Origin of the sequence: Comamonas sediminis, from assembly GCF_041107495.1 — a bacterium.
Taxonomy (GTDB): Bacteria; Pseudomonadota; Gammaproteobacteria; order Burkholderiales; family Burkholderiaceae_C; genus Comamonas; species Comamonas sediminis.
Window position 1 is genome coordinate 41,620 of record NZ_JBGBDC010000002.1, and the last position, 17,283, is coordinate 58,902.

The 17,283-nt window shown below is 62.8% G+C and carries 18 protein-coding genes; 7 read left to right on the plus strand and 11 right to left on the minus strand.

What is annotated here, in order from left to right; translation table 11 throughout:
* Positions 1 to 33 precede the first annotated feature (33 nt).
* From AB7A72_RS04385 to AB7A72_RS04395, 3 genes are all read left to right on the plus strand, one after another.
* A complete protein-coding gene (locus tag AB7A72_RS04385; protein WP_239812225.1) occupies positions 34 to 366 on the plus strand; it encodes a YbaB/EbfC family nucleoid-associated protein in 333 nt (110 codons plus the stop codon).
* 101 nt (positions 367 to 467) lie between these two features.
* Positions 468 to 1,058 (plus strand): recombination mediator RecR, encoded by a 591-nt coding sequence (gene recR / locus AB7A72_RS04390; protein WP_239812224.1) that lies wholly within the window; start codon positions 468 to 470, stop codon positions 1,056 to 1,058.
* A gap of 363 nt (positions 1,059 to 1,421) precedes the next feature.
* Positions 1,422 to 2,735, plus strand: a complete 1,314-nt coding sequence (locus AB7A72_RS04395) for an MFS transporter (protein WP_369459128.1) — start codon at positions 1,422 to 1,424, stop codon at positions 2,733 to 2,735.
* A gap of 105 nt (positions 2,736 to 2,840) precedes the next feature.
* On the opposite strand, the gene AB7A72_RS04400 is transcribed toward AB7A72_RS04395, so the two are convergent.
* The gene (locus tag AB7A72_RS04400; RefSeq protein ID WP_312834962.1) at positions 2,841 to 4,001 is read right to left on the minus strand and encodes a YuxH family protein; all 1,161 of its coding nucleotides are present in this window, start codon (positions 3,999 to 4,001) and stop codon (positions 2,841 to 2,843) included.
* Between the two features lie 193 nt (positions 4,002 to 4,194).
* Positions 4,195 to 5,001 (minus strand): ferritin-like domain-containing protein, encoded by an 807-nt coding sequence (locus tag AB7A72_RS04405; RefSeq protein ID WP_369459129.1) that lies wholly within the window; start codon positions 4,999 to 5,001, stop codon positions 4,195 to 4,197.
* A gap of 105 nt (positions 5,002 to 5,106) precedes the next feature.
* Here AB7A72_RS04405 and AB7A72_RS04410 point away from each other — a divergent pair, with 105 nt between their 5' ends.
* Both AB7A72_RS04410 and hslO read left to right on the plus strand, forming a co-directional pair.
* The gene (locus tag AB7A72_RS04410; protein ID WP_239812220.1) at positions 5,107 to 5,634 is read left to right on the plus strand and encodes a gamma carbonic anhydrase family protein; all 528 of its coding nucleotides are present in this window, start codon (positions 5,107 to 5,109) and stop codon (positions 5,632 to 5,634) included.
* Positions 5,635 to 5,702: 68 nt separating this feature from the next.
* Entirely contained in the window at positions 5,703 to 6,692 is a 990-nt protein-coding gene (gene hslO / locus AB7A72_RS04415) for an Hsp33 family molecular chaperone HslO (protein WP_230778097.1), read from the plus strand.
* A gap of 21 nt (positions 6,693 to 6,713) precedes the next feature.
* Here hslO and AB7A72_RS04420 read toward each other — a convergent pair whose 3' ends face one another.
* The 6 genes from AB7A72_RS04420 to AB7A72_RS04445 form a co-directional block, all read right to left on the minus strand.
* Entirely contained in the window at positions 6,714 to 7,274 is a 561-nt protein-coding gene (locus AB7A72_RS04420; protein WP_369459130.1) for a hypothetical protein, read from the minus strand.
* An 87-nt stretch (positions 7,275 to 7,361) separates the two neighbouring features.
* Positions 7,362 to 7,640, minus strand: a complete 279-nt coding sequence (locus AB7A72_RS04425; protein ID WP_021028246.1) for an FtsB family cell division protein — start codon at positions 7,638 to 7,640, stop codon at positions 7,362 to 7,364.
* 60 nt (positions 7,641 to 7,700) lie between these two features.
* Positions 7,701 to 8,987: a phosphopyruvate hydratase gene (gene eno, locus AB7A72_RS04430; protein WP_239812217.1), complete on the minus strand. Its 1,287-nt coding sequence runs from the start codon at positions 8,985 to 8,987 to the stop codon at positions 7,701 to 7,703.
* Between the two features lie 99 nt (positions 8,988 to 9,086).
* Entirely contained in the window at positions 9,087 to 9,377 is a 291-nt protein-coding gene (locus AB7A72_RS04435) for a DUF1330 domain-containing protein (RefSeq protein WP_369459131.1), read from the minus strand.
* A complete protein-coding gene (gene kdsA / locus AB7A72_RS04440) occupies positions 9,378 to 10,235 on the minus strand; it encodes a 3-deoxy-8-phosphooctulonate synthase (protein ID WP_369459132.1) in 858 nt (285 codons plus the stop codon). It abuts the gene before it with no gap.
* A 111-nt stretch (positions 10,236 to 10,346) separates the two neighbouring features.
* Positions 10,347 to 12,002, minus strand: a complete 1,656-nt coding sequence (locus AB7A72_RS04445) for a CTP synthase (protein WP_230778111.1) — start codon at positions 12,000 to 12,002, stop codon at positions 10,347 to 10,349.
* 189 nt (positions 12,003 to 12,191) lie between these two features.
* On the opposite strand from AB7A72_RS04445, the gene coaBC reads away from it, so the two are divergent.
* Positions 12,192 to 13,406 (plus strand): bifunctional phosphopantothenoylcysteine decarboxylase/phosphopantothenate--cysteine ligase CoaBC, encoded by a 1,215-nt coding sequence (gene coaBC / locus AB7A72_RS04450; RefSeq protein ID WP_369459133.1) that lies wholly within the window; start codon positions 12,192 to 12,194, stop codon positions 13,404 to 13,406.
* 53 nt (positions 13,407 to 13,459) lie between these two features.
* Here coaBC and AB7A72_RS04455 read toward each other — a convergent pair whose 3' ends face one another.
* From AB7A72_RS04455 to AB7A72_RS04465, 3 genes are all read right to left on the minus strand, one after another.
* Entirely contained in the window at positions 13,460 to 14,485 is a 1,026-nt protein-coding gene (locus AB7A72_RS04455; protein WP_369459134.1) for an Ldh family oxidoreductase, read from the minus strand.
* 12 nt (positions 14,486 to 14,497) lie between these two features.
* Positions 14,498 to 15,082: a peroxidase-related enzyme gene (locus AB7A72_RS04460; protein ID WP_369459136.1), complete on the minus strand. Its 585-nt coding sequence runs from the start codon at positions 15,080 to 15,082 to the stop codon at positions 14,498 to 14,500.
* Between the two features lie 132 nt (positions 15,083 to 15,214).
* On the minus strand, positions 15,215 to 15,658 hold the full coding sequence (locus AB7A72_RS04465; protein WP_369459516.1) for a DUF192 domain-containing protein: 444 nt from the start codon (positions 15,656 to 15,658) through the stop codon (positions 15,215 to 15,217).
* Positions 15,659 to 15,974: 316 nt separating this feature from the next.
* On the opposite strand from AB7A72_RS04465, the gene icd reads away from it, so the two are divergent.
* The gene (gene icd, locus AB7A72_RS04470; RefSeq protein ID WP_312409225.1) at positions 15,975 to 17,243 is read left to right on the plus strand and encodes an NADP-dependent isocitrate dehydrogenase; all 1,269 of its coding nucleotides are present in this window, start codon (positions 15,975 to 15,977) and stop codon (positions 17,241 to 17,243) included.
* The last annotated feature ends 40 nt before the right edge of the window (positions 17,244 to 17,283 follow it).

Below are 17,283 nucleotides of genomic sequence, written 5' to 3' on the forward strand. Positions count from 1 at the left end.
CCTGCCGCAGGTTTTTATACAAAAGGATTTTCCATGTTCAACAAAGGACAACTCGCCGGTTTGATGAAGCAAGCCCAGGCCATGCAGGACAACCTCAAGAAGGCCCAGGATGACCTGGCCAACATCGAGGTCGAAGGTGAGTCCGGTGCCGGCCTCGTCAAGGTGCTGATGACCTGCAAGCACGACGTCAAGCGCGTGACCATTGACCCCAGCCTGCTGGCCGAAGACAAGGACATGCTCGAAGACCTGGTGGCTGCCGCCTTCAACGCTGCCGTGCGCAAGGCAGAAGAGACCAGCAACGAGAAGATGGGCAAGATCACCGCTGGCATGCCAGGCCTGCCCGGCGGCATGAAGTTCCCGTTCTAAGCGCTTCGTCTTGCCACAAGCTCTGAGCGTTCTCCAGCCCTTGACAGCCGCGCGCCGTCACGGGCTTGACTGCCCCATGCACTGCCCGGAAGGACTGGTCCATGTCTGATACGGGTACCTTGGATGCACTGGTGCAGGCGCTGCGCCGCCTGCCGGGGGTGGGGGTGAAGTCGGCATCGCGCATGGCTTTTCACCTGCTGCAAAACGACCGGGAGGGGGCCGAGCTGCTCTCGCGTGCACTGCACGAGGCCAGCAGCCGTGTGCAGCACTGCGAACGCTGCCACACGTTTACCGAAAACCGCATTTGCGACACCTGTCTGGATGAAGGGCGGGATGCCGCACGCCTGTGCGTGGTGGAGACACCGGCGGACCAAGCGGCACTGGAGCGCACCGGCGCCTACAAAGGCTATTACTACGTGCTGATGGGGCGCCTGTCGCCGCTCGATGGCGTGGGCCCGCGCGATATTGGGGTGCTGCAGCTGTTGCAGCGGGCCACGGATGGCGTGGTGCAGGAGGTGATTCTGGCCACCAATTTCACCGCTGAGGGCGAGGCCACTGCCCATGTGATCGGGGACGCCTTGCAGCGCAAAGGCATTGGTTTCACGCGCCTGGCACGGGGCGTGCCCATTGGCAGCGAGTTGGAATATGTGGATCTGGGCACGATTGCCCATGCGTTAGCCGACCGCCGCTGAAACCGAACGGCGCACGCGGTAGGCAATACGCTTGCGGCGGAGCGCAGCGTTGCCGTCGCTGGCGCAGCGGCTTCCCGCAGGCTGGGAAAAGCGGTTTTCCTGCGCCTGACCCCTAAGCTAAATGCCGCTTTGGCGTCCTGCACGCCGTTTTCCACCCATTACAATTCAATGCTGATCTCGGTGGTTATTTATGCATTTCATGCATGAATCCAGCCTGCTGCGGTCTGTAGTCTGGCTTTGCTCGCCTTGCTGCGCCGCATGCCCGGTTTCCTGGTGGTAGCCGTTCAAAGATCGTTTTCCGTTACGTTATTGCATCTAGCCGTGTTGCTGCCGGCTGTGCCTCGTGTTTTTTAGGATTTTTGCGTGCAATCTACTGCTGTATCCAAGCGAAATATTCTGGCCGCTGTCATTGGCAACGCGCTTGAATGGTATGACTTTCTGGTCTTTGCCTTCATGACGCCGATCGTGGCGAAGCTGTTCTTCCCCTCCAATCCCAATGATCCCAGTGATGACCTCAACCGCATCCTGATGACCACGGCCGTGTTTGGCGTAGGCTTCTTTATGCGCCCCGTCGGCGGCATCCTGCTGGGTCTGTATGGCGACCGCAGGGGCCGCAAGGCCGCGATGGTGATGGTCACCGGCATCATGGCGGTGGCCATTGCGCTGATCACGTTTGCGCCCACCTACCAGGGTGTGGGTATCTGGGCGCCGATCTTCATCGTGCTGGCGCGTCTGCTGCAGGGTTTTGCCGCAGGCGGTGAGTTCGGTACCTCCACCGCACTGCTGATCGAGCTCGCACCCAAGGGCAAACGCGGCTTTTACGGCTCCTGGCAGATGACAGGCCAGATGGCGGCTCTGCTGATTGGTGCGGCGGTGGGTACGCTGATTACCGACTTTTTCACGCAGGAGCAGCTGATGTCCTGGGCCTGGCGCATTCCGTTCGCCGTAGGTCTGTTGATCGTGCCAGTCGCCATCTACATTCGCCGCCATGTCGAAGAGCCTGAGACTTTTGTGAAGATGCAGGCCGCGCAAAAGGCGGGTACCGTCAAACAAGTTGGTGTACTGGAGATGCTGCGCACCCATGCGCGTGAAACCCTGGTGGGCATGGGCCTGGTGGTAACGGCCACCGTGTCGATCTACATCACCTTCACCTACCTGGTGACCTACTCCACCGTGACCTTGAAGCTGCCGCTGCACGACACCTTCATGGTCCAGATGGCGGGTGCCGCCATGATGGTGGTGCTGATGCCTTTCATGGGCGCCTGGTCGGACCGCGTGGGCCGCCGTCCTTTGATGATCGGCTCGCTGCTCGGTTACCTGGTGGTGCTGTACCCGCTCTACGCCTGGCTGACCGATGGCCCGACCATTGCGAAGCTGATGACGGTGCAGGTCGTGGTCTGCCTGTTTGTGTCGGTGTTTTTCGGCGTCTTCAGCACGGTGATGGCAGAGCTGTTCCCCGCCCATGTGCGTTCGGTCGGCATGTCCATGGCCTACAACATCGCCGTGATGGTGTTTGGTGGTTTTGCGCAGTTCATCGTGACCTGGTTGATCAAGACGACGGGCTCGACGATGTCGCCTGCCTTCTACGTGATGTTCGGCGTGACACTGGGTCTGATCGCCTCCTTCTTCATCCGCGAGCGTGCGCACGACGACGACCTGGATGCCTCGATCGGTTAAGCCTGCTGCATACAGCACCTGCAGGTGCTGGTAACCGCATGGCCCAAAAGAAAGCCCGGTGCTGCACAAGCACCGGGCTTTTTTGCGATGACGGGAAGGGCGGGGTCAGGCAAGCGCAGGCAGCATGGCCTGCCACTCGGAGGCGAGCAGGCGCACCGGTTGGGCCAGTGCACCGGGCAGCAGCTGGTCGGCGGTTTGCGCGACTGTCATACCCAGCATATGGCCGAGCAGCAAGGCGCTGGCCATCAGCTGGAGGCTGCCTGCCGGGGCGTCGGGCCATCGCATCTGTGCCTTTGCAGCCAGCTCCGCACTTTGGTGCGGGAAAACTTTCTCGCAGTACTGTATTTGCGGCAGCTGGGGAATCTTCGTGGCCACTGCCTGGAGCAGGGTCTCCCAAGCCTTCAACTGTTCGGCCGAATAGGCCTGGATCAAGGTCAGCAGCGACTGGTAAGGCGTGCGCGCATCCAAGGCTTGCGAGTGCGCCATGCGCAGCAGATTGAACAGCAGGGCCGGGCGGCGCTGCATCAGCTCCACCAGTGCGCCGGCGTCTGCCTGGCTGCTCAGCACAGCCGCCAGCGCGGCAACATCGGCCGTGCTGGGCAGCACCACCCTGGCAGGCACCGGCTCGGGCCGGCTGACCGCATAGCCCTGCAACAGGTGGGCCTTGTTCTCCTTGGCCAGTTGGAGCTGTGCGGTGGACTCGATCTTGTCGGCAATCAATGTCGCGCCAGAGATGCGCCGGGCCCATTGCAGCATCAGCACGGCACGCTCGGCCGACAGCACCGAAAAGTCAATCTTCAGGTAATTGACCAGGTCATGCCAGGGTGCGTAGGCGGAATCGAGCACGGAATGGTTGAAGGCAAGCGCAAAGCCCCTGGCGCGCAACGCTTCCAGCGCCGGGCGGCGGGCCATGGCTTCAGACGATGCGGCGTGGCCGAGCGAGGGTATTTCCAGCACGATCTGGTGCGCGGGCAGCAGATCAAGGTGGCTGCCGTGCAGGCTCTCGAAGGTCGTGTTCAGAAAAAGCAACCCGTCGCCGAGCAGCGGGGCGGGTTCAATATGTGAAAGCACGGCATGGGTCAATGCCAGGTCGGATTCCAGCGTATGGGCCGACGCGGTGCGGGAGCGGTTGAATATCTCGTGGCCGATGACGGTGTCATCGGCATCTTTGATCGGCTGCCAGGCAATCGGGGGGGCAGGCGACGTAAACACCAAGGCCGTGGCCAAGGAGGATGGGGTTGCGGAGGGCGCGCTCGTCTGTTGCATGTACGGCTGAACCATGGCATGCATCAGTGGTGCCTCACCAGCAACTGGCGCAAGCAATGTCTGCATTTTGTTATCTCGGGATCGACGTGCATTGTCCTTCATATCGGGCATTTCACGCGTCTGAGGATAGAGTGAACCTGCAGGTTTTGTAGCAAACTGCACACGCTTTTGGGGTTTAAAAAGCGTCAGTTTGTTACAGTTGTCCCTGCAGCCAGTCCAGTTCGCTCTCGCTGAAGCCGGCCAGGCGCCGCGCAGACAGATTGATGGGCGGGCGCGGGCGTGGTGCTTCGTAATGTCCCACAAGCCAGCTGTAGTGCTGTTCCGGATCCAGATCGCGCTGCGCGCAGAGGTACCGGTACCAGTGGTTGCCGATCGCGACATGGCCCACCTCTTCGCGCAGGATGATGTCCAGAATGGCCACGGCCTCCAGCGCATCATCGGCAGAAGTTTGTTGCAATTTTCCCTGAATCTGGGGAGTTGCATCCAAACCACGGGCCTCCAAGGTGCGGGGCACCAAGGCCATGCGCGCCACGATGTCATCGGCGGTTTTCTCACACATGGTCCACAGCCCCTGGTGGGCCGGGTAGTCGCCATAGTCGTGGCCCCATTTGCGCAAATGAGCGCGCAATAGCCGGAAATGCTTGGCTTCCTCTGCCGCCACCTGCAACCAGTCCTGGTAGAAAGCCTCGGGCATGCCGCCATAGCGCCAGATGGCATCGAGCGCCAGGTTGATGGCATTGAACTCGATATGCGCGATGGCGTGCAGCAAGATGGCGCGGCCCTCGGCCGTGGCGGGCGAGCGCCTGCCCATGGCGGTATGGACCTTGAGCTCGGGCTTGGCCGGGTGGCCGGGCAGGGTGACGCCGTGGGGGACCGCCAACTGCGCCTGGGGTGCTATTGAAATTGTGGCTCTTTGCGCATACATGGCAAGGGTGAGCGCGGATTTTTCCTCGGCATCGGCCACACACAGGGCCTGCAAGGCGGATTGACGTAATTCCATCCCTACAATTATGAGGCTGGTACGCATGTGGCGGCGTGCTGCCCGGCGGGGCGTCTCTGATGCCTGTGAGGCCTTGGCCCGGAACCATAAACCGATGGAGACATGATGGCAAAGTATGAACTCGATGGTGTGCAGCCGCAGGTTGCAGCGTCGGCTTGGATTGCAGACAGCGCGCAGGTGATCGGCCGGGTGGAGATGGCTGCAGACAGCAGTGTGTGGTTCGGCGCCATCCTGCGCGGGGACAATGACCCGATCCGCATCGGCGAGGGCAGCAATATCCAGGACGGCAGCGTGCTGCACACCGACAAGGGCAAGCCCCTGGACATCGGCAAGCATGTCACTATCGGCCATAACGTCATCCTGCATGGCTGCACGATCGGTGATGAATCGCTGATCGGCATGGGGGCCATTGTGCTCAATGGCGCCAAAATCGGGCGCCACTGCCTCGTAGGTGCCGGTGCGGTCGTGACCGAGAACAAGGAGTTTCCGGAAGGCAGCTTGATTGTGGGCAGCCCTGCCAAGGTGGTGCGCACGTTGAGCCCGGAACAGATCGATGGGCTGCGGCGCAGTGCAGAGGGCTATATGGCCAACGCCCGGCGTTTCAAGGCGGGTCTGCGAAAATTGCCCGATTGAGGCGCTGTTGCACCGGGCAGCATGCCCGGGCGCTGCCGGCCTGCATGTATTGAATGGGAAGAATCACAGTGTCTGAACTGCATAAATTTTTGTTTGATGGGCTGCCCGTGCGGGGCGCCATTGTCCGACTGACCGATGCCTGGCAAGAGATCTTGCAGCGCCGCGCAGTCAATACCAGTACTGGCCCGTACCCACTGCCGGTGCAGGAGATGCTCGGCGAGATGACCGCTGCCGGCGTGCTGATGCAGTCCAACATCAAATTCAATGGCGCGCTGGTGTTCCAGATTTCGGGTGATGGCCCGGTGAAGCTGGCCGTCACCGAGGTGCTGACCAACCTGAGCGTGCGCTCCACCGTCACGATGATCGGTGATCTGCCAGCTGACGCGACCCTGACTGACATGGTCAATGTGCATGGCAAGGGCCGCTGTGCGATCACGCTGGACCCCAAGGACAAGCAACCCGGCCAGCAACCCTACCAGGGCGTGGTGCCGCTGGTCGATGTGGATGGCCAGCCGCTGGAGAGCATGGCCGCGATCCTGCAGCAGTACATGCGCCAGTCCGAACAGCTCGACACCGTGCTGGTGCTGGCGGCCAACGACAAGGTGGCCGCCGGCCTGATCGTGCAGCGCATGCCGATCAAGGGCGAGGCCAACCTGGCAGCCGGGGCGCAGAATACCGAAGAGGTCGACCAGATCGGCCTGAACGAAGAGTACAACCGCATTGCCCATCTGGCTGCCAGCCTGACCCGCGATGAGCTGCTGAACCTCGATGTCGAGACCATCCTGCACCGCCTGTTCTGGGAGGAAAAGCTGCTGCGCTTTGTGCCCGAAGACGGCGAAGGCGGCCCGCACTTTGCCTGCACCTGCAGCCGCGAGCGCGTCGGCAACATGCTGCGCAGCCTCGGTCAGGAGGAATCGGACAGCATTCTGGAAGAGCAGGGCATGATCGAGGTCGGTTGCGAATTCTGTGGCCAGCAATACCGCTTCGATGCCGTTGATGTGGCGCACCTGTTTACCGAACGCGGCAATGACCCGCCAGCCTCCAACCTGGTGCAGTGACGCCCGGCGCCCTGGTGGCGCCTAGCTGGCCGAGGGGGTGATCAGGCCCTGGAACAGGCGCAGCTCGCAATCGGGATCGCTGCATTTTTCGCAGTTCCAGCGTGCACGCGCGCCGGGGTTGGCCTGGCGCAATGCCGTGCGCAAGGCCTGCAGGCCCGGCGCCTCGGGGAACCAGTTGCACAGTGCCGCTAGCGCCTCTTGCTCCAGCCGGTGCCCCTGGCTGAACAACAATTGAAACGCCTGCCCCTGGGCCACCAGGTGCAGGCGTGCCTGCATCAGCAGGGTCTGGGCGGGATCGGCTCCGCTTGCGCTGTCACGCATCGGTGGCGCCAGCAGCAGCACCGCGTCATGCCGGGCCAGGAACGCGGCTGGCAGCTCTGCCATGGGCGAGGCGGTGAGTTGCGCAAGGCTGCAGGCCTGCAGCACAAATGCGGGTGGCGATGCCCTATTGCACTGCGCCAGGTAATGCGCCAGTTGCTGCGCGAGCTGCTCTGCATCCGCGCAGGCCGCCGAGGCCAGGTAGACCGCCGGTGGCGAGCCGAGGGGGCGGGGTGTGAAGGCGGAGGAGGGCAGCGCAGGCATGGCGGCGATGATACGGCCTAAGGCAGGCCAGGGCGACAAAAAAGCGCCTCCTGGGAGGCGCTTACTGGGGCTGGGGGCCGCGCTGTCTTATTTGCGCGTGTACTGCACAAACACTTCATTGGGCTTGACCATGCCGAGCTCATTGCGGGCCTTGCCCTCGACCATGTCCATGCCCTGCTTGAGGTCGTTGACCTCGGTCTCCAGGCGCACGTTCTCACGCGTGGCCGCTTCGTTCTCCGTTTTCTGGGTGGCGATTTGCTGCTTCATGTCCTTGACGTAGGGCACGCTGCCGCGCCCACTCCAGAGCTGGGCATGGATGCTGACCAGGATGGCCAGCAGCACAAAAGGAACAATGCGAGAGATCATGGCAAACAGAAGTCCGGGAGGCAGTCAGGACACGGCTGTCAGCCATGTCCCGAGACAAGCTTAGCGCAGATTGTAGAAGGCGGCGCGGCCTGGATACACTGCCACTTCGCCCAGGTCTTCCTCGATGCGCAGCAGTTGGTTGTACTTGGCCATGCGGTCCGAGCGGCTCAGCGAGCCGGTCTTGATCTGGCCGGCGTTCAAGCCCACGGCGATGTCGGCGATGGTGCTGTCTTCGGTTTCGCCCGAGCGGTGCGAGATCACGGCGGTGTAGCCGGCGCGCTTGGCCATCTCGATGGCGGCAAAGGTTTCGCTCAAGGTGCCGATCTGGTTGATCTTGATCAGGATCGAGTTGGCGATGCCCTTGTCGATGCCTTCCTTGAGGATCTTGGTGTTGGTCACGAACAGGTCGTCACCGACCAGCTGCACCTTCTTGCCCAGGCGCTCGGTCAGCACCTTCCAGCCATCCCAGTCGCCTTCGTGCATGCCGTCTTCGATGGAGATGATCGGGTACTTGTCGCACCAGGCGGCCAGCATGTCGGTCCACTGCTCGGCCGTCAGGCTGATGCCGCCTTCGCCTTCGAGCACGTACTTGCCGTCCTTGTAGAATTCGGAGGCAGCGCAGTCCAGCGCCAGCGCGATCTGGTCGCCAGCGGTGTAGCCCGCCTGATCGATGGCTTCGAGGATCAGCTGAATGGCCGCTTCATGGTTCTCGACCGATGGCGCGAAACCGCCTTCGTCGCCCACGGCGGTGGGCATGCCACGGCTGTCGATGATCTTCTTGAGCGCGTGGAACACTTCGGCACCCCAGCGCAGCGCTTCACGGAAGCTCGGCGCACCGACGGGCACGATCATGAACTCTTGCAGGTCCAGCGAGTTGTTGGCGTGTGCGCCACCGTTGATGACGTTCATCATCGGCACTGGCAGTTGCACACCGCCCATGCCGCCAAAGTAGCGGTACAGCGGCAGGCCGGCTTCTTCGGCAGCGGCGCGGGCCACGGCCATCGACACGGCCAGCATGGCGTTGGCGCCCAGGCGGCTCTTGTTGTCGGTGTTGTCCAGGTCGATCAGGGTCTTGTCCAGGAAGGCCTGCTCGGCGGCATCCAGGCCCAGGATGGCTTCGGAGATTTCGGTATTGATGTGCTCGACGGCCTTGAGCACGCCCTTGCCCAGGTAGCGGCTCTTGTCGCCATCGCGCAGCTCGATGGCTTCACGCGAACCGGTGGAGGCGCCCGATGGGACGGCCGCGCGGCCCATCACACCCGATTCCAGCAATACATCACATTCCACGGTGGGGTTGCCACGCGAATCCAGAATTTCGCGGCCAACGATATCAACAATTGCACTCACTTTAGAGCCTTTCAGAGATTGAGAAACGGGATGGTGCGCTGCAAACGGGTGGACTGCAACTGCACGGAATCAAAAGGGGTGGGCAGGGCGAGGCAGCGCTTAAACGCCTTCGACCAGTACCATGCGCATGATGGCGGCACCGGCACGCGCTTCGCGCGCCTTGCTGTACTCGGGGGAGTCGTAAAAACGGCGGGCCTGCTCGCTGTCCTTGAACTTCAGGATCACGGTGCGGCCGGGGTTCCAGTCGCCCTCGATCACCTCGACCTTGCCACCGCGCACGCAGACTTCGGCGTCATAGGTCTGCATGGCGATGGTGCTGAGCTTGCGGTACTCCTCGTACTGCTCCGGGTCGGTGACGGTGACCGATGCAATGATGTATGCGCTTGGCATTTAAGCTCCAAAATTGTTTTCCAGGAAACCGTTCTTCTTGGTGATGCCGTCGAGCGCCACCATGGTTTCGAGCAAGGCCTTCATGTGCTTGAGCGGCACCGCATTGGGGCCATCGCTCAGCGCATTGCAGGGGTCCGGATGGGTTTCCATGAACACGCCAGCGACGCCTACGGCAATTGCTGCGCGGGCCAGCACGGGAACCATCTCGCGCATGCCGCCGCTGGAGGTGCCATTGCCGCCAGGCAGCTGCACGCTGTGGGTGGCATCGAACACCACCGGCGCATGGGTCTCGCGCATGATGGCGAGCGAGCGCATGTCGCTCACCAGGTTGTTGTAGCCAAAGCTGGCGCCGCGTTCGCAGGCCATGAAGCTGTCCTCGGGCAGGCCCACTTCCTTGGCGGCAGCGCGGGCCTTGTCGATGACATTCTTCATGTCATGCGGGGCCAGAAACTGGCCCTTCTTGATGTTGACCGGCTTGCCGGATTGGGCGACCGCCCGGATGAAGTCGGTCTGGCGGCACAGGAAGGCCGGTGTCTGCAGCACATCGACGATGCTGGCGACATAAGGCACTTCGGCTTCGGTGTGCACATCGGTGAGGATGGGCACATTCAGCTCTTTTTTCACCTTGGCCAGAATCTCCAGGCCTTTTTCCATGCCAGGGCCGCGAAAGCTCGTGCCCGAGCTGCGGTTGGCCTTGTCAAAGCTGCTCTTGAAGATAAAGGGGATGCCCAGGCTGGACGTCATTTCCTTGAGCTGTCCGGCCACATCCATCTGCAGCTGCTCGGACTCGACCACGCAGGGGCCGGCGATCAGGAAAAACGGTTTATCAAGCCCGATATCAAATCCGCACAATTGCATGGACGGTGTTCCTTAAGGATGGGGTGAAAGCAAAGACGCCATGAGAAACGCAGCGTTGGTGGGTGCTTTGTTTGTCATGGCTTCAGTGTGTGCCGCAGCGTGGCCGCAATTTTACTTGGCTGCCTGCTTCTTGCGATCGACTGCTGCCTTGATGAAGGCATTGAACAGCGGATGGCCGGCCCAGGGGGTGGACTTGAACTCGGGGTGGAACTGCACGCCGATGAACCAGGGGTGTACCGCCTTGGGCAGCTCGACGATCTCGGTCAGGTGCTCGCGCTGGGTCAGCGCGGAGATCACCAGGCCCGCGTTGCGCAGTTGGTCCAGGTACTGGGTGTTGGCTTCGTAGCGGTGGCGGTGGCGTTCGGTCACCACATCGCCGTAGATGCTGTGGGCCAGCGTGTCCTTTTGCACATCGGACGATTGCGCGCCCAGGCGCATCGTGCCGCCCAGGTCCGAGTTCTCGTCACGGGTCTTGATCGTGCCGTCGGCATCCTTCCACTCGGTGATCAGCGCGATCACGGGGTGGGGGGTCTGGCGGTCGAACTCGGTGGAGTTGGCATTGTCCAGCCCTGCCACATGGCGGGCGTATTCAATGGTGGCCACCTGCATGCCCAGGCAGATGCCCAGGTAGGGCACCTTGCCTTCACGGGCAAACTTGGCTGTGGAGATCTTGCCTTCCACGCCGCGCGAGCCAAAGCCGCCGGGCACCAGGATGCCGTCATAGCTCTTGAGCAGCTCGGCTGCATCGCTGTCGTGGATGGTTTCCGAATCCACGTGCGTGATCTTGACGCGCACATGGTTTTGCATGCCGGCGTGCTTGAGCGCTTCGTTGACGGACTTGTAGGCATCCGACAGCTCGACATACTTGCCCACCATCGCAATGGCCACTTCGCCCTTGGGGTGCTCGGTCTCATAGACCAGGTCATCCCAGCGCTTGAGGTTGGCCGGAGGTGTGTTCAGGCGCAGCTTGTCGCAGATGAGGCCGTCCAGGCCCTGCTCGTGCAGCATGCGGGGCACCTTGTAGATGGTGTCCACATCCCACATGCTGATGACGCCCCAGGATTGCACATTGGTGAACAAGGAGATCTTGTCACGCTCTTCCTCGGGGACGGCATGCTGGGCGCGGCACAGCAGCGCATCGGGCTGGATACCGATTTCGCGCAGCTTCTGCACCGTGTGCTGGGTGGGCTTGGTCTTGAGCTCGCCGGCCGCTGCGATGTAGGGCAGGTAGGTCAGGTGCACAAAGGCCGAGTTGTTGGGGCCGAGCTTGAGCGACAGCTGGCGCACCGCTTCGAGGAAGGGCAGCGACTCGATATCGCCGACCGTACCACCGATTTCGCAGATGGCGACATCGACAGCGTGGTCGGTGCCGATGCCGGCGCCGCGCTTGACGTACTCCTGGATCTCGTTGGTGATGTGGGGAATGACCTGCACGGTCTTGCCCAGGTAGTCACCACGGCGTTCTTTTTCAAGAACACTTTGGTAGATGCGGCCGGTCGTGAAGTTGTTGGACTGGCGCATGCGCGTTTCGATGAAACGCTCATAGTGGCCCAGGTCCAGGTCGGTCTCGGCGCCATCGTCCGTCACAAACACTTCGCCGTGCTGGAAGGGGGACATGGTGCCTGGATCCACGTTGATGTAGGGATCCAGCTTGATCAGGGTGACTTTGAGTCCGCGCGATTCCAAAATCGCTGCAAGGGAGGCTGAGGCGATTCCCTTGCCCAGGGAAGACACCACACCGCCAGTAACGAAGACAAATTTGGTCATGTCTTTTAGGGAGGTGGGAAATTCTGATTATAAAGGCGTATGCCAGCCCCTGCAGACAGCTGCGACAAATGGGCTTCAACGGCCACGGGTTTGCGTGCGATGGCGCGTGGCAAAGATAGCCGTTCTGGCGCTGCTCTCTTGTCTGCTGCAGTGCAGCGGTGGCGCTGTGCCTCTGCTACATTGGCGGGCATGAACCAGCTCCACGGAAAACATATTGTCCTCGGCATGTCGGGCGGCGTTGCTGCCTTCAAATCGGCCGAGCTGTGCCGCCGATTGATCAAGGCCGGAGCGACCGTGCAAGTGGTCATGACCGAATCGGCCACCCAATTCATGACCCCGGTCACGATGCAGGCGCTCTCCAACCGCCCGGTCTATACCTCGCAGTGGGATGCGCGCGAGCCCAACAACATGCCGCACATCAACCTGAGCCGCGAGGCCGATGCGGTGGTGGTGGCGCCTTGCAGCGCCGACTTTATCGCCCGCCTGGTGCAGGGCCGGGCCGATGAGCTGCTGAGCCTGTTGTGCCTGGCGCGTCCCATCGACCGCGTGCCCCTGATCCTGGCCCCTGCGATGAACCGCGAGATGTGGGCCCACCCTGCGACGCAGCGCAACCTGCGCCAGGTGCAGGCCGATGGCGCCGTGGTGCTGGGCGTGGGCAATGGCGACCAGGCCTGTGGCGAGACCGGGGACGGCCGCATGCTGGAGGCGGCCGAGATCGAGGAAGAGCTGCAGTATTTTTTCAGCGCCAAGGCGCTGGCAGGCAAAAGGCTGCTGATCACCGCAGGCCCCACGTTCGAAGCGATTGACCCGGTGCGGGGCATCACCAACCTGTCCAGCGGCAAGATGGGCTTTGCGATTGCGCGTGCGGCGCAGGCGGCGGGCGCCGAGGTCACGCTGGTCGCCGGTCCGGTGCATTTGCCCACGCCGCGTGGCGTGCGCCGCATCGATGTGCAATCGGCGCAAGACATGCTGCAAGCGGTGCTGGCCAGCGTGGAAGGCGCCGATGTGTTTGTAGCCACCGCTGCGGTGGCCGACTGGCGCCCCGCCCGTGCGGCGGACCAGAAGATCAAGAAGGACGGCAGTGGCGAGGTGCCCCATCTGGCCTTTGTCGAAAACCCGGACATTCTGGCCACCGTCGCGCAGCTGCCGCGTGCCAAAAGCGGCGATCTGTACTGCGTGGGCTTTGCCGCCGAAAGCGAAAACCTGCTGGCCAACGCCCAGGCCAAGCGCCTGCGCAAGCAGATTCCGCTCCTGGTCGGCAATATTGGCCCCGCCACCTTTGGCAAGGACGACAATGCCTTGCTGCTGGTGGACGCGCAGGGCCACCAGGAACTGCCCCATGCCAGCAAGGCGGCCTTGGGCGAGCAATTGGTGGCCGAGATCGCCAAGCGCATCGCGCGCTAGTTCTCAAACGCCGCGCCCTGCAACTGTCCGCATCGGCGGCTGTGTGCCTGGCGTCAGTCCAACAAGGCCAGGATTTCGTCGTGCAGCTGGCGTGGCAGGCGGATGCCTTGCTGCGCACTCAGCGCCCGCGCTGCATAGCGCCGCTCGGACGGCAGTCGTGCACCCTGGCCTTTGATGGCAGCAAACATGGCCTCGGCACGCGCCTGGTGGCCGGGCCAGTCTTCGCCGGCAAAACGCTGCGGATCAAAAGCCAGCACCAGGTGGCCGTGGCAGGGCATGCCGCCTGCACCGGCGTCCAGTGCCATCGATTCCTGGCTGCCCAGATCGCCAATCAGCATGCCGGCCATCAACTCCACCATGGTCGCCAGCGCCGAGCCCTTGTGGCCGCCAAAGGTGCGCATCGCGCCCAGTGCGACGGCTTCCGGGTCGGTCGATGGCTGGCCTTGCGCATCGATGCCCACGCCTTCGGGCAAGGGGGTGCCGGCGCGCCGGTGCAGGTCCAGATCGCCGCGCGCTATGGCGCTGGTGGCAAAGTCAAACACATAGGGGAAGGGCCCGGGCCGGGGCCAGCCAAAGGCAATCGGGTTGGTGCCAAACACCCCCTGGGTGCCGCCGGCCGGCGCCACCCAGGCATGGCTGGGTGTCATTACCAAGGCGGCCAGGCCCTGGTCGGTGAGCATCTCCACCTCCGGCCACAGCGCCGTGAAGTGGACGCAGTGGTTGATCACCAAGGCGCCCATGCCCAGCTTGCGGGTGGTTGCCACCAGCGGCGGCAGGCCCACTTCCAGAGCCCAGGGCGAGAAGCCGCGCTGGGCATCGACCCGGGTGATCGCGCCTTGCGTAGGCTGCAGCAGTGGCCGGGCTTGCAGATCCACCATCCCGGTGCGGATGGTGTGGGCTGCGCTCAGGATGCGGTAGGCGCCATGCGATTGGCAGGCATCGCGCTGCCCAGTGACGACGATGCGGGCAATGGCCTGGGCATGGGGTTCGCTCAGGCCCAGGTGCTGCAATACCTGCAGCGCCAGGCGCTGCAAGTCGCTTTCGCTGACCAGCAGGCTGTCTTCTGGTGCGTGGTCCATTCTTGACCCGTCTCAGGCCTTGCTGCGGGGGATGCGGCCCATCAGATAAAACTCGTCATTGGGCTGCATGCCGGCAAAGCTGGCCATGCGGTTGCTCAGGCCAAAGAAGGCGGTGATGGCCGCTATGTCCCAGATGTCCTCGTCATCAAACCCATGGGCATGCAAGGTGCTGAAATCGGCTTCTTCAATCTCCTGCGAGCGGGTGCAGACCTTCATCGCAAAATCCAGCATTGCGCGCTGGCGTGCCGAGATGTTGGCCTTGCGGTAGTTGACGGCCAACTGGTCGGCCAGCATCGGGGCCTTGTCGTAGATACGCACCAGCGCGCCATGCGCGACCACGCAGTACAGGCACTCGTTGTGTGCGCTGGTGACGGTGACGATCATCTCGCGCTCGGCCTTGCTCAGGCTGCTTTCCTCGCGCTCCATCAGCGCATCGTGGTAGGCAAAGAAGGCGCGCCATTCCGCCGGGCGGCGCGCAAAGGCCAAAAACACATTGGGGATGAAGCCGGCCTTTTCCTGCACGTGGGCAATGCGGGCCTGGATGTCTTCAGGCAGGCTCTTGAGATCGGGCAGGGGGTAGCGCGCAGTTGCAGCCATGGTCGTGTCTCCACAGGGTTGTTCTGCGGGCCATCATAGAGGCAAGCCCTGCGCCGGGCCTGCCTGTTGGTGACTGGCTGCTGATGGCTACGTCCGGGTGTCTACGAAAAGTGATCGCCCTTCAGCGCCCACTCATTGCGCGCTGAAGGGGCGGCCGCGCAGCTTGGTGCCGGCTGCAATGCCTTTTTGCTTGAACCAGCCCTGGTTCATCTCCAGCACATAGCGCACCGGCTTGCTGGAGCAGTGCGAATCCTCCGTCATCGGCTGCATATCGGCCAGGTTGACGATGGTGCCGTCGTCGCTGACAAAGGCGGCGGTCAGCGGCAGGAGGGTGTTCTTCATCCAGAAGCACTGGGTGCCGGGGCGGTCAAACACAAAGAGCATGCCTTCGTTGGCTGGCATGTCCTTGCGGAACATCAGGCCGATTTCCTTCTCGCGCGCCGTCTGGGCCACCTGTGCATGGATGCGGTGCATGCCGGCCGTCAGCTCGGTGCGGGCCAGCTGCATCTGGGGCTCCCCGGTGGGCGCCGCCTGCTGCGCCGCAGCCGGCAAGGCAGCCGCCAGTGCGCAGGCCATGGCCGAGGCGGCGAGGCAGCGTTGAGCGAGGCGGGAAGAACGGGTTACCAAGGGGGTGGGGAACATAGCGGTCAAGACTCTCACAAAGCAGGGCGCACGAGATGTGCAGCGGCGGCGCGGCGCGCCATAGCCGGTTTTATACACCATGCCAGCGCAGCTGGGGGGCCGTGGTACCCTGCCCGGGGCCGGGTTCAGATGTCACAGTTTGTGCAGTCAGGCCGGGCCGGTATTTGTCGATAGAATCGTTGGCGGTAACACATGCGCCTGGTGCCTGGTGTGGGGCTGGGCGAAGAACCAGATTGGGAGATTTGTGACGATGCGTGCTCAACCTATCCAGCAGCCCGAAGGCGGACAGGCCATCACGGCCAATGCGGACCACAGCCTGTGCGTGCCAGACCGGCCCATCATCCCCTTCATCGAAGGCGATGGCGTGGGCCGGGACATCACCCCGGTGATGCGCAAGGTGGTGGATGCGGCAGTGGCCCAGGCCTATGGCCCGTCGCGCCGCATTGCCTGGATGGAAGTGTTTGCCGGTGACAAGGCGCTGGGTCTGTATGGCGAGGGCCAGAGCCTGCCGCAGGAAACCATGGACGCCATCGGCCAGTACCTGGTAGCCATCAAGGGCCCGTTGAACACGCCGGTGGGCGGCGGCATCCGCTCGCTCAACGTGACCTTGCGCCAGACCCTGGACCTGTACGTCTGTCTGCGCCCCGTGCGCTACTTTGAAGGCGTGCCATCGCCAGTGCGTGAGCCGCACAAGACGCACATGGTGATCTTCCGCGAGAATTCCGAAGACATCTATGCCGGGATCGAGTTTGCGGCGGGCTCGGACCTGGCGGTCAAGCTGATCGCTTTCTTGCAGCAGGAGATCGGCTCGCAGAAGATCCGTTTTCCGCTCAGCTCGGGCATCGGCATCAAGCCGGTATCGCGCGAAGGCACCGAGCGCCTGGTGCGCCAGGCCATCCAGTATGCGATCGACCATGACAAGCCCAGCGTGACCTTGGTGCACAAGGGCAACATCATGAAGTTCACCGAAGGCGCGTTCCGCGACTGGGGCTATGCGCTGGCAAAGCAGGAGTTCGGTGCCGAGGTTATCGACGGCGGGCCCTGGATGCGCCTCAAGAGCCCCAAGGATGGCTCCGAGATCATCATCAAGGATGTGATTGCCGATGCCTTCCTGCAGCAGGTGCTGCTGCGCCCGGCCGATTACTCGGTGATCGCCACGCTCAATTTGAATGGTGACTACATCTCGGACGCGGTGGCCGCGCAGGTGGGCGGTATCGGCATTGCGCCGGGCGCCAATCTGTCGGACCGGGTGGCGGTGTTCGAGGCCACACATGGCACGGCGCCCAAGTACGCCGGCAAGGACTATGTCAACCCCGGCTCGCTGATCCTGTCGGCCGAGATGATGCTGCGCCATATTGGCTGGACCGAAGCCGCTGACCTGATCATTGCCGCGATGGAGGCCACGATTGCCTCCAAGCGCGTCACTTACGACTTTGCGCGGCTGATGGAGGGGGCCACGCAGGTCAGTACCTCGCGCTTTGGCGACGAGATGATCAGCAACATGCAATCGGTTGCCTGACCTTCCACCGGCGGGGCTGCGGCTGAAGCCGCATCCCGCC